General features: G+C 71.7%; 12 protein-coding genes. 5 read left to right on the plus strand and 7 right to left on the minus strand.

The window, feature by feature from the left end; translation table 11 throughout:
- Nucleotides 1-40: 40 nt before the first annotated feature.
- The 5 genes from mmsA to iolC are packed head-to-tail and all read right to left on the minus strand — an operon-like array spanning nucleotide 41 to nucleotide 6,150.
- Complete coding sequence (gene mmsA, locus ACGFT1_RS16730; protein ID WP_373909690.1) at nucleotides 41-1,543, minus strand: CoA-acylating methylmalonate-semialdehyde dehydrogenase; 1,503 nt, start codon at nucleotides 1,541-1,543, stop codon at nucleotides 41-43.
- 15 nt (nucleotides 1,544-1,558) lie between these two features.
- Complete coding sequence (iolD, locus tag ACGFT1_RS16735; protein WP_373909691.1) at nucleotides 1,559-3,436, minus strand: 3D-(3,5/4)-trihydroxycyclohexane-1,2-dione acylhydrolase (decyclizing); 1,878 nt, start codon at nucleotides 3,434-3,436, stop codon at nucleotides 1,559-1,561.
- The gene (iolB, locus tag ACGFT1_RS16740; RefSeq protein ID WP_373909692.1) at nucleotides 3,433-4,257 is read right to left on the minus strand and encodes a 5-deoxy-glucuronate isomerase; all 825 of its coding nucleotides are present in this window, start codon (nucleotides 4,255-4,257) and stop codon (nucleotides 3,433-3,435) included. Before iolB ends, iolD begins: the two co-directional genes overlap by 4 nt.
- Before the next feature lie 7 nt (nucleotides 4,258-4,264).
- On the minus strand, nucleotides 4,265-5,203 hold the full coding sequence (locus ACGFT1_RS16745; protein WP_373909693.1) for a deoxyribose-phosphate aldolase: 939 nt from the start codon (nucleotides 5,201-5,203) through the stop codon (nucleotides 4,265-4,267).
- Nucleotides 5,200-6,150, minus strand: a complete 951-nt coding sequence (gene iolC, locus ACGFT1_RS16750) for a 5-dehydro-2-deoxygluconokinase (protein ID WP_373909694.1) — start codon at nucleotides 6,148-6,150, stop codon at nucleotides 5,200-5,202. The genes ACGFT1_RS16745 and iolC overlap by 4 nt, the downstream gene beginning before the upstream one ends.
- Nucleotides 6,151-6,483: 333 nt before the next feature.
- On the opposite strand from iolC, the gene ACGFT1_RS16755 reads away from it, so the two are divergent.
- The 5 genes from ACGFT1_RS16755 to ACGFT1_RS16775 all read left to right on the plus strand — a co-directional run bounded on the left by ACGFT1_RS16755 (nucleotide 6,484) and on the right by ACGFT1_RS16775 (nucleotide 10,216).
- A complete protein-coding gene (locus tag ACGFT1_RS16755) occupies nucleotides 6,484-6,684 on the plus strand; it encodes a helix-turn-helix transcriptional regulator (protein WP_373909695.1) in 201 nt (66 codons plus the stop codon).
- A gap of 258 nt (nucleotides 6,685-6,942) precedes the next feature.
- A complete protein-coding gene (locus ACGFT1_RS16760) occupies nucleotides 6,943-8,355 on the plus strand; it encodes a condensation domain-containing protein (protein ID WP_373909696.1) in 1,413 nt (470 codons plus the stop codon).
- A gap of 256 nt (nucleotides 8,356-8,611) precedes the next feature.
- A complete protein-coding gene (locus ACGFT1_RS16765; protein WP_373909697.1) occupies nucleotides 8,612-8,857 on the plus strand; it encodes a hypothetical protein in 246 nt (81 codons plus the stop codon).
- Nucleotides 8,858-9,011: 154 nt separating this feature from the next.
- Nucleotides 9,012-9,317, plus strand: a complete 306-nt coding sequence (locus ACGFT1_RS16770; protein ID WP_373909698.1) for a hypothetical protein — start codon at nucleotides 9,012-9,014, stop codon at nucleotides 9,315-9,317.
- Between the two features lie 557 nt (nucleotides 9,318-9,874).
- The gene (locus ACGFT1_RS16775; protein ID WP_373909699.1) at nucleotides 9,875-10,216 is read left to right on the plus strand and encodes a hypothetical protein; all 342 of its coding nucleotides are present in this window, start codon (nucleotides 9,875-9,877) and stop codon (nucleotides 10,214-10,216) included.
- Between the two features lie 136 nt (nucleotides 10,217-10,352).
- On the opposite strand, the gene ACGFT1_RS16780 is transcribed toward ACGFT1_RS16775, so the two are convergent.
- Both ACGFT1_RS16780 and ACGFT1_RS16785 read right to left on the minus strand, forming a co-directional pair.
- Nucleotides 10,353-10,625 (minus strand): hypothetical protein, encoded by a 273-nt coding sequence (locus ACGFT1_RS16780; RefSeq protein ID WP_373909700.1) that lies wholly within the window; start codon nucleotides 10,623-10,625, stop codon nucleotides 10,353-10,355.
- Nucleotides 10,626-10,837: 212 nt separating this feature from the next.
- Entirely contained in the window at nucleotides 10,838-11,107 is a 270-nt protein-coding gene (locus ACGFT1_RS16785; protein ID WP_373909701.1) for a hypothetical protein, read from the minus strand.
- Between the last annotated feature and the right edge of the window lie 39 nt (nucleotides 11,108-11,146).

Consider the following 11,146-nt stretch of genomic DNA (forward strand, 5'->3'; position numbering starts at 1 on the left):
CCCTCCGGCGCGGAGGGGACGGGGCGCCGTGCGATCCGGCTCAGTGATTGCGCGGGAAGCCCAGGTCCACGCCCGTCGGGGCGTCGGCCGGGTCGGGCCAGCGGGTGGTGACGACCTTGCCGCGGGTGTAGAAGTGCGTGCCGTCGTTGCCGTAGATGTGGTGGTCGCCGAAGAGCGAGTCCTTCCAGCCGCCGAAGGAGTGGTAGCCGACGGGGACCGGGATCGGCACGTTCACGCCCACCATGCCGGCCTCGACCTCCAGCTGGAAGCGGCGGGCGGCGCCGCCGTCCCGGGTGAAGATCGCGGTGCCGTTGCCGAACGGCGAGGCGTTGATGAGCGCGAGGCCTTCCTCGTAGGTCTCGGCGCGCAGCACGCACAGCACCGGGCCGAAGATCTCGTCCTGGTACGCCTTCGCGCCGGTCGGCACCTTGTCGAGCAGCGAGATGCCGATCCAGTGGCCGCCCTCGTAGCCCTCGACGGTGTACCCGGTGCCGTCGAGCACGACCTCCGCGCCCTCGGCGGCGGCGCCGGAGACGTACGAGGCGACCTTGTCGCGGTGCGCCCTGGTGATCAGCGGGCCCATCTCGGACGCCGGGTCGTCGCCCGGGCCGATCTTGATCTTCTCGGCGCGCTCGCGGATCTTCTCCACCAGCGTGTCGCCGATCGCGCCCACGGCCACCACGGCCGAGATGGCCATGCAGCGCTCGCCCGCCGAGCCGTACGCCGCCGAGACCGCCGCGTCGGCCGCCGCGTCGAGGTCGGCGTCCGGCAGGACCAGCATGTGGTTCTTGGCGCCGCCGAGCGCCTGCACACGCTTGCCGTGGGCGGAGGCGGTGGTGTGGATGTGGCGGGCGATCGGGGTCGAGCCGACGAAGGAGACGGCCTTGACGTCCGGGTGCTCCAGGAGCCGGTCGACGGCCACCTTGTCGCCGTGGACGACGTTGAACACACCGTCGGGCAGGCCCGCCTCGGCCAGCAGCTCGGCGATACGGACAGCGGCCGAGGGGTCCTTCTCGGACGGCTTCAGCACGAAGGTGTTCCCGGTGGCGATGGCCAGCGGGAACATCCACATCGGGACCATCGCGGGGAAGTTGAACGGCGTGATGCCCGCGACGACACCGAGCGGCTGGCGGATGGAGGCCACATCGACCCGGCTGGCGACCTGCGTGGACAGCTCGCCCTTCAGCTGGACGTTGATCCCGCAGGCCAGGTCCACGATCTCCAGGCCGCGCGCGACCTCGCCGAGCGCGTCGGAGTGCACCTTGCCGTGCTCCGCGGTGATCAGCTCGGCGATCTCGTCGCGGTGGGCGTCCAGCAGCGCGCGGAACCGGAACAGGATCGTGGTCCGCTGGGCCAGCGAGGACTGGCCCCAGGTCAGGAAGGCGTCCTTGGCGGCCGCGACCGCCGCGTCCACCTCCTCGGCCGAGGCGAAGGCGACCTTGGTGGTGACCGCGCCGGTCGCCGGGTCGGTGACCGGCCCGTACGTGCCCGACGCGCCTTCGACGGTCTTTCCGCCGATCCAGTGGTTGACGATTTTCGTCATGCCCAGAAACTCCTTCTACAGATGGCGGCGTCGGGTCGAGACGTGCCGTTCGTACAGCTCGCGTGCCCGGACCGCCGACGGTCGGGTCGCGGTCTCGGCCACAGGAACATCCCACCAGGCCTGCGCCTCGGGCGCGCCCGACACAGTGTCGGACGTTTCGGTCTCCACGTAGACACATGTGGGAGTGCCGGCGGCCCGGGCCTCGGCGAGCGCCTCCCGCAGTTCCCGTACGGTCCCGGCGCGCAGCACCCGCATGCCCAGGCTGGCCGCGTTGGCGGCGAGGTCGACGGGCAGCGGGGCGCCCGTGTACCCGCCCTGCCCGGCCGGGAACCGGTAGGCGGTGCCGAACCGCTCGGCGCCCACCGACTCCGACAGGCCGCCGATCGAGGCGTACCCGTGGTTCTGCACCAGCAGGACCTTGATCGCGACGCCCTCCTGCACGGCGGTGACGATCTCCGTCGGCATCATCAGGTACGTGCCGTCGCCGACCAGTGCCCACACGTTCCGCTCCGGCGCGGCGAGCTTCACGCCGAGCGCGGCCGGGATCTCGTAGCCCATGCAGGAGTAGCCGTACTCCAGGTGGTACTGGTCGCGCGAGCGCGTCCGCCACAGCTTGTGCAGATCGCCGGGGAGCGAGCCGGCCGCGTTGACGATGATGTCCGACTCGTCCACGAGCGCGTCGAGGGCGCCGATGACCTGCGGCTGGGTCGGCCGTGCGCCGTCGTCGGCGGCGGTGAGGCAGGCGTCGACGCGCCGCTCCCAGCGCTCCTTGTCCGCGCTGTACGCGGCGACGTAGGAATCGGGGACCGTGTGCCCGTGCACGAGAAGTGCCTCGGTCAGCTCGCCGAGCCCGCTGCGGGCGTCGGCGATCAGCGGGAGGCCGGCGAGCTTGTGGCCGTCGTAAGGCGCGATGTTGAGGTTGAGGAAGCGGACGTCCGGGTGGGCGAAGAGGGTGCCGGAGGCGGTGGTGAAGTCGGTGTACCGGGTGCCGACGCCGATCACCAGGTCGGCCGTGCGGGCCAGGTCGTCGGCGGTCGCGGTACCGGTGTGCCCGATTGCGCCGACGTCCTGCGGGTGGTCGTGGCGCAGGGAGCCCTTGCCGGCCTGGGTGGAGGCGACGGGGATACCGGTGGCCGACGCGAACTCCGCGAGGGCGTCCTCCGCGCGGCTGTGGTGCACTCCGCCGCCCGCGACGACCAGCGGCCGGCGCGCCTGGCGGACCGCCCGGACCGCCTGGGCCAGCTCGGCCGGGTCCGCGCCCGGCCGGCGTACGGTCCACACGCGCTCGGCGAAGAACTCCTCCGGCCAGTCGTAGCCCTCCGCCTGCACGTCCTGCGGCAGGGCGAGGGTGACCGCGCCGGTGAGGACCGGGTCGGTGAGGACCCGCGCGGCCTGGAGGGCCGCCGGGATCAGCGCCTCGGGGCGGGTGACGCGGTCGAAGTACCGGGACACCGGGCGCAGGGTGTCGTTGACCGACACGTCGCCCGCATACGGCACCTCCAGCTGCTGGAGCACGGGGTCGGCCGGGCGGGCGGCGAAGACGTCGCCGGGCAGGAGCAGGACCGGCAGGTGGTTGACGGTGGCCAGGGCGGCGCCGGTGACGAGATTGGTCGCGCCGGGACCGATGGACGTCGTCACCGCGTGCGTGGACAGGCGGTTGGACTGGCGGGCGTAGCCGACCGCCGCGTGCACCATGGACTGCTCGTTGCGGCCCTGGTGGAACGGCATGGCGTCGGCGTACTCGATCAGCGCCTGGCCGATCCCGGCGACGTTGCCGTGCCCGAAGATGCCCCAGGTGGCGCCGATCAGCCGCCGCCGCTCGCCGTCCCGCTCGGTGTACTGGGCGGCGAGGAAGCGGACGAGTGCCTGGGCGACGGTCAGCCGCGTCGTCATCGGTATCCCCCTGTGGTCTCGGTGTGCTCGGGGTGGAAGCAGATCCGCCACTCACGGGTCGTGCCCGGGCCGGCCATGACGTTCAGGTAGTACAGGTCGTGCCCAGGCTGGGCGATGGACGGGCCGTGCCAGCCGTCGGGAACGAGGACCGCGTCGCCGGAGCGGACCTCGGCGAGCAGGTCGCAGCCGCCGGGCCGGGAGGGGAACACGCGCTGGTAACCGAGACCGTTCGGGCCGTCGATCTCGAAGTAGTAGATCTCCTCCAGCTCGGACTCCTCGCCGGGCCGGTGCTCGTCGTGCTTGTGCGGCGGGTACGAGGACCAGTTGCCGCCCGGGGTGATCACCTCGACGGCGATCAGCTTGTCGCAGTCGAAGGCGTCGGCCGAGGCGAAGTTGCGCACCCGGCGGGCGCACCTGCCGCTGCCGCGTTCCTCGACGGGTACCTCCGGCGCGGGGCCGTAGCGGGCGGGGAGTCGTCGCTCGCACTTCGCTCCTGCCAGGGCGAAGCGGCCTCCCGCGCCGGAGGCGATCTGGACCCGGGTGTCCCGGGGGGCGTACGCGAAGTCGGAGACGTCCGCGAACACGTTCTCCCGGCCCAGGAGTTGGAACTCGCTCTGCTCGATCCGCACGGTACATCCGCCTTCCAGCGGAAGCACGATCCATTCGCTGTCCCCGGTGGTGAACGTCTGTGTACCGCCCGGTGTCAGCTCCACGACGCGCAGGCTGCTGTGCGTCCACCCGGCGCGCTCGGGGCCGATGTCGACGGCGTACCGGTCGTTCGCGGTGGTGCCCCTGGGCAGATGGAGGTCGGTGCTCGTCATGCGGCCCTCACAGCAGTCCTACGGCGGTGTCCACGGCGGCGGCCACGTCGCCGTCCGCCGGGTACAGCAGCGAGCGGCCGGCGACCAGGCCGCGCACGGTGGGCAGTCGCAGGGCACCGCGCCACTTGGCGTACGCCCCCTCCCGGTCGTCCCCGACATCCCCGCCGAGCAGCACGGCGGGCAGCGTGGACGTCTCCATCACCCGGGCCATGTCGCCGGGGTCGTCGGTGACCGGCACCTTCAGCCAGGTGTAGGCGGAGGAGCCGCCGAGGCCCGAGGCTATGGCGATGGACCGGGTGACGGCCTCGGCCGACAGGTCGTTGCTCAGCCTGCCCTCGGGGGTGCGGCGGCTGATGAACGGCTCCACGAACACCGGGAGCCGGCGGGCGGCCATGGCGTCGATGGCGCGGGCGGTGGACTCCAGGGTGGTCAGGGATCCCGGGTCGGCGTAGTCGACGCGCAGCAGCAGTTTGCCCGCGTCGAAGCCGAGTCGCTCGATGTCCTCGGGGCGGTGGCCGGTGAACCGGTCGTCCAGCTCGAAGCTGGCCCCCTGGAGGCCGCCGCGGTTCATCGAGCCCATGACGACCTTGTTCTCCAGGGCGCCGAGCAGCAGGAGGTCGTCCAGGATGTCGGCGGTGGCGAGGACGCCGTCGACGCCGGGCCGGGACAGCGCGAGGCAGAGGCGTCCGAGGAGGTCGGCGCGGTCGGCCATGGCGAGCCCGCGGTCGCCGACGCCGAGGGCGCCGCGGGCCGGGTGGTCGGCGGCGACGATCATCAGCCGGCCGCTGTCGTTCAGCAGGGGCCTGCGGACCCGGCGGGCGGCGGCCTCGGCGATCGCCTCGGGGTGCCGGGTGCGGACGCGGACCAGTTCGGAGACGTCCACGCGGAGGTGGCGGACCCCGTCGCCGCCGTGGGTGTGCGTGCCCGTGACGCGGCCCGCCCTCACCGGACCGCTCCGGCCTCGAGCGCGGCGGCCACCTCGCCGGGGGCGGGCATGGCGGAGGAGCACTCCAGGCGGGAGGCGACGATGGCGCCGGCCGCGTTGGCGTGCCGCATGACCGTCTCCAGGTCCCAGCCGGCCAGCAGGCCGTGGCAGAGGGAGCCGCCGAAGGCGTCCCCGGCGCCGAGCCCGTTCAGGACCGTGACGGGCAGGGGCGGGACCTCGGCGCTCTCGCCGTCACCGCGGACGGCGAGGACCCCTTCGGGTCCCTTTTTGACGACGGCCAGCTCGATGCCGGCGGCCAGCAGGGCGCGGGCGGCGGCATACGGCTCGCGTTCCCCGGTGGCGACCTCGACCTCGTCCAGGTTGCCGACGGCGACCGTGGCGTGGCGCAGGGCCTCGGCGTAGAACGGGCGGGCCGACGCGGGATCGGCCCAGAACATGGGGCGCCAGTCGAGGTCGAGGACGGTGGTGCCCGACCGGGCCCGGTGGGCGAGGGCGGCGAGGGTCGCCGTGCGGCTGGGCTCCTCGCTCAGGCCGGTGCCGGTGGCCCAGAAGATCCGGGCCCCGCGGACGGCGTCCAGGTCCAGCTCGTGGGCGTCGATCTCCAGGTCGGGGGCCTTGGGCTGCCGGTAGAAGTAGAGCGGGAAGTCGTCCGGCGGGAAGACCTCGCAGAAGGTCACCGGGGTGGGCAGGCCGGGGACGGGGGTCACCCAGCGGTCGTCGACGCCGAAGCCGCGCAGCGCCTCGTGGAGATAGGCGCCGAACGGGTCGTCCCCGGTGCGGGTGATCACGGCGGTGTGCCGGCCGAGCCGGGCCGCGGCGACCGCGACGTTCGCCGCCGACCCGCCGAGGAACTTGCCGAAGGACGACACCCGGGCGAGCGGGACACCGGTCTGGAGCGGGTAGAGGTCCACTCCGATCCGCCCCATGGTGATCAGGTCGTAGGCCATGGCATCCCTTCGTCGCGGCTCTCCCCGGCTTTCTAGTCCCGCGCGCCGAGCCCTGTCAATGTTTTGTCCGGACATTCGGACGAGTTCCCTCGGGGGCGGGACGGGCCCCGGCGGGGTATCGCCCTTCTGTGGCGGCCGTGTCACAAACACCTTCTTCCTGTCACACATGTCACGTATACGCGGGCTCTCGGTCACACCCGGACGACAAGGGTGTCCGGCCGGTAACTCTGCGTCGTTCAACGGGCACAGGCTTGGTGATCGCCAGCGCAGCGCCCGGTCCCCCCGGCGGCCGTACCCGGCCACCGCCGCGGCGCGCGCGGGGAGGTACGGCTCATGACCGACCGAAGGCTCTGGTCCTACAAGGAGATCGCGGCGCACATCCGGGTCCAGCCGGACACCGTGCGGTCCTACCGCAAACACGGGCTGCTGCCCCCGCCCGACCATGTCGAGGCCGGCAAGCCCTACTGGTACGCCGACACCGTCCGCGCCTGGGTCGCCTCCCGCCCCGGCAACCGCGGGCGCGGGGGCGGCTGACCGCCCGGGCGCGGGGCGCCGGAGCGAACGGCCGCGGCGACGCCCCCGGGCGCGGTCCGGACATGGCGGTGCACGGGTCCGGCACCACGCTCCGGAGGGCAGGGGTTCCGCCACACGGTTGTCCGCGACGAGGGCAAGAGATCGCTCCGGCGTTCGAGGCGTCACACATCCCGCTGAAATGCCCGCGACACAGCGGCCACCGCTCGCGCACGGCTCCCCCTTGATCAAGCTGGTGTCTTCTGCGAAGGAGACGCCACTGTGCGAATTTCTGACATTCAGCGCTGCGAGGTCCGGCCCGGACGGCTCGTCGAGTGGACGTTCAGCCCGGCGACCATCGCGGCAGCGGCGGCACTGCCACCGGACCCGCGACCGCCGGCGTACATTCAGGAGTCGCACATCAGGACGGCGCGGTCGGTGCGCGAGGACGGACTGTTCGTACCGACCTGGCTCGGCACGGCGTTCGATCTGCCGGGCCGGGCCGACCTCGACGCGCTGGAACGGGTGTTGCGCGACTGGACGCTGCGTCACGAGACGCTGCGCAGCGGCTTCCGGTGGTCCGGTGACGACATGCACCGCTTCACGCTCGACGGGGCGGACGTGTCGCTGCGCCGGGAGGTGATCGGCGACTTCGCCGAACCGGGTGCGCTGATCCGGTACCTGCAGGACCGGTTCGACGTCGCGGCGGACGCGCTCGGCTGGCCGAACCACATCTACGCGGCGGTCGTCCGCGACGACTCCACCAGTGTGTACATGGCCTTCGACCACACCAATGTCGACGCCTACTCCCTCCAGCGGGTCCCGTACGAAGTCCACGAGCTGTACACGGCGGCCGCCACAGGACGGAGCGCCGCCGACCCGTCCGCGGGCAGTTACGTGGACTTCTGCCAGCAGGAGCGGGCGAACGCGGACGGGATCGACGACACGCACGCGATCGTCGCGCGCTGGCGGGAGTTCATCGGCCGCTGCGACGGCAGGCTCCCGGAGTTCCCCGTCGACCTCGGCCTGCGGCCCGGCGGCGAACTACCCGCCCAGAAGCTGATGTGCGGGCCGCTCCTCGGCGCGGACGCGGCGGCCGCCTTCGAGTCGCACTGCCGGCCCTACGGCGGCAGCCTGGTGGGTGTCCTGGCCGCGACCAGCCTGATCGTGCACGAACTCGGTGGACAGCCGTACTACCGCACGGTCGTACCGTTCCACACCCGGGTGAAGTCCGCGTGGTCGGACTCCGTGGGCTGGTACGTCGGCGGCGCACCGATCGAGGTGCCCGCGGCGCGGGACTTCGACAGCGCGCTCACCGCTGTCCGCTCCGAACTGCGGGCCAACCGGTCCCTGGCCCGCATCCCGCTGGCCCGCGTACTGCGCCTGCTGGGCGCGGACTTCCGTCCGACCTCGCCCGACATGTACTCGATCGTCTCGTACATGGACGCCCGTGTGAGCGCCGGTTCGGCCCGCTGGGCCGAGAAGAAGGCGTACGGGCTGATCCGGGTGTCGCACGGCGACCAGGTGTGCGTCTGGGTCAACCGGCTGCACGAGGGACTGTGGTTCGCCTGCCGCTACCCGGACACCGAGGTCGCCCACAAGAACGTCCGGCGCTATGTCGAGGGGCTGCGGGAACTGATCGCCTCCGCGCCGGACCGCGGTCACCTCCGGGTCGCCGAGCCGGCATTCTCCTGACGCAACCCTTCGCGGGTTCACCCGTGTTGGTGCTGCCGCCGTACCGCGCCTGACGCACTTCCACGGCGTCGCGACCGATGGTGCGTCACAACTCGGTTTCCTGGGGCGCATGTTGGCGACGATGCGGAACTTCTGCGGTTTTCCGACTTCCGCATGACACAGATGTCCAGCGAGGAACACCTCTCCGCTACTGCTAGTGTCTGCCAAGTCACGTTGAGCAACATTCTCGTTGCACAAGCGAAGAACCGAGGGTTCCATGCGCAAGCTTCAGAAGGTCGTGATCGCAGCAGTCGCGGCGGCCGGCGGCCTGTCCGCCATCGGCGCCGGCACCGCCGCCGCAAGCACCTCCGACGGGGGGCCGCAGGTAGCCAACTCCTACCGCCCCTACCAGGAGTGCAGTCCGCAGACGGCGATCGAGAACGACATCCCGATCGGCGTGCTCGGCCTCGCCGGCACCCTGGACACCACCTGCGGCCAGTTCAACCGCGCCTTCAACGGCTGAGCTCGGCAGCGTCCTCGTACACGACGCCCGTGGAACCCTTCGCGGCCAGCCGCGAAGGGTTCCACCTCCCCGGCCGGTCGCCCGGGCATCGCAGACAGCGCCCGGCGCGACCGGTGCCCGGGCGCCGGGCACTCCCACGAAGGAGACGCATCACATGTTCAGCAGGAAGAACATCACGGCCGTCGCGGGGCTCGTCGGCGGTCTCACCATCGCCTGCGCCGGCATGGCCCAGGCGCATGCCGGCAGCGACCCGGGAACCTGCACCCGGGACCAGTCGGGCGCCATCACCTGCACCCAGCAGATCAAGGGCGAGGTGCCCCCAGGCGGCGTCCTCCCCCACCAGGAAACCTGCATGCCGGTGCAGCCCGCGACGCTGCCCGCCGCCACGGGGAACGGGACGACGCAGTTCGGGCCCAGGGTGACCTGCGGCCCCTCGACGACGGTCCTGCCGCCACTCTGAGGGACGGGCGGCACAGAGGCCGGCAGAAGCGGCTTGTGCGACATACGCGGTACAGATCCCGGAAAACTACGTAACGTCCGTCTATTCTCACGATACGTAGTCGTACGTTGGGCGTCGCGCCCGCGTAAGAAAGGGTCAACCATGCGCAAGGTCCAGCGCGCCGCGGTCATAGCGGCCGCGGTCGCCGGTCCGTCCGCCTTCGGCGCCGGGGCCGGCTTCGCCGGCGAGGGCGAGTAAGGCACCGCCGAAGGCTCACCCACCCGGCGCCGCACGGACGCGTCGAACCCCTTCGGAAGCCCGCAGGCATCACACGACCCGAACTCCCCGGCCCCTCATCGGCTCGGTCCGTTCAACGGTGTGTCGAACGACAACCGTGGCACAGGCTGCCCGGACGCGCGGTCCCACGGGATGCGCGTCCGGGCCGCGGTCATCCCGCCGTCGCGCTCACCTGGCAGCGCGTCCGGTCAGGATGCTCTGTTTCGACCTCTTCCCGGGCCCGGGCGCACGCCGGTCAATGGCACAGGCGCCCGGGCCACCGTCGTAAAGGAACACAGCACATGTTCAGTCCGCAGAAGATCGCCACCGTCTCGGGACTCGTCGGAAGTCTCGCCCTCATCTGCCTCGGCGGCGCGCACGCGTACGCAGAGGGGAAGCCGGACGACTGCAAGACCGGCGAACAGGGCACCGTCTGCATTCACAAGAGCCAGACCTACACCGACGAGAACGGCACGCACGTCATCAAGCAGACGCAGGACTGCTCGACATCCGACCGGCCGAGCGTGGTGTATCCGGAGAACGGACTGGTGGGCGGCGGATCCACCAGCGTCGGCCCGGTCGTGGACTGCTCCAACACGGCGAAGCTGCCCAAGGGCTTCAAGAAGCCGCACACCGCGTTCTGACCACTGCCGGAAAATGCCGGGCCGGGATTGTTCCCGGCCCGGCATCTCCGTCTCCGCGGGGGCGGCCCCACCCATGGGGACGACAACGCCCGGTGCCCCGGCCGACGGCCGGGGCACCGGGAAGCGGTTCGCGCTGTCAGCGGCCGACGGTGTTGTTGCAGCCCTGGTCGGAACCGATGCCGGTCTGCTGCGCACCCGGGTTGCCCTCGCCGTTGAGCGCGTTGCCCAGCACGCCGTTGAGGATGCCGACCTCGCCGAGGACGTCGACGTTCAGGTCGTGCGACCGGCAGGTGCTGCTCTGCTTGACGTCGAAGCCGCCGTCGCCGCCGGCGTAGGCGGAGCCGGCACCCAGGAGCCCGACGCTCCCGAGCGCGACGACGAGGACGGCAGCCGTGCGAAGCTTGCGCATGTCATCTCCAGTGAATCGTGGGGGTGTGATCTGCGAACGATCGAGGCCGCGCGATCACGAACGGTGATCCGCAACGGCCGGAAGAGACCGGCGGCGCGCCGAAACAGAGGTTTCGTCACACCGCCGGTGCACATCAACGGCCTCCGGCGCCCTGCCGCGGGCCTGGCGCCGGGGACCATTCACTGTCCGGCGCCTCGGCGTCGGACAGAGTCTCAGAAGGCGCTGTTGTTGCAGCCCTGGGTGGAGCCGAGGTGGGTCGCCTGGGCGCCGGGGTTGCCCTCGCCGTTCAGCAGGTTGCCGCCCAGGCCGTTGAGGACGCCGACCTCGCCGAGGACGTCGAGGTTCAGGTCGTGGGAGGTGCAGGTGCTGCTCTGCTTGATGTCGAAGCTGTCGCCGCCGCCGGCGTAGGCGGAGCCGGCACCCAGGAGCCCGACGCTCCCGAGCGCGACGACGAGGACGGCAGCCGTGCGAAGCTTGCGCATGTCATCTCCAGTGAATCGTGGGGGTGTGATCTGCGAACG

It is taken from the genome of Streptomyces sp. Y20, from assembly GCF_043195475.1.
Taxonomy (GTDB): Bacteria; Actinomycetota; Actinomycetes; order Streptomycetales; family Streptomycetaceae; genus Streptomyces.